The organism is Stenotrophomonas sp. SAM-B, assembly GCF_013387485.1.
GTDB lineage: Bacteria > Pseudomonadota > Gammaproteobacteria > Xanthomonadales > Xanthomonadaceae > Stenotrophomonas > Stenotrophomonas maltophilia_AA.
Window position 1 is genome coordinate 1 of record NZ_JABBXB010000025.1, and the last position, 447, is coordinate 447.

At 55.3% G+C, this 447-nt stretch carries 1 rRNA gene; it reads left to right on the plus strand.

The features are described from left to right. Nucleotides 1–447: ribosomal RNA gene (locus HH110_RS19060) — 16S ribosomal RNA — on the plus strand; the annotation flags it as partial.

Sequence of the window (447 nt, forward strand, 5' to 3'; positions counted from 1 at the left end):
CAGCAGTGGGGAATATTGCACAATGGGCGCAAGCCTGATGCAGCCATGCCGCGTGTATGAAGAAGGCCTTCGGGTTGTAAAGTACTTTCAGCGGGGAGGAAGGGAGTAAGTTAATACCCTCATTGACGTTACCCGCAGAAGAAGCACCGGCTAACTCCGTGCCAGCAGCCGCGGTAATACGGAGGGTGCAAGCGTTAATCGGAATTACTGGGCGTAAAGCGCACGCAGGCGGTTTGTTAAGTCAGATGTGAAATCCCCGGGCTCAACCTGGGAACTGCATCTGATACTGGCAAGCTTGAGTCTCGTAGAGGGGGGTAGAATTCCAGGTGTAGCGGTGAAATGCGTAGAGATCTGGAGGAATACCGGTGGCGAAGGCGGCCCCCTGGACGAAGACTGACGCTCAGGTGCGAAAGCGTGGGGAGCAAACAGGATTAGATACCCGGGTAG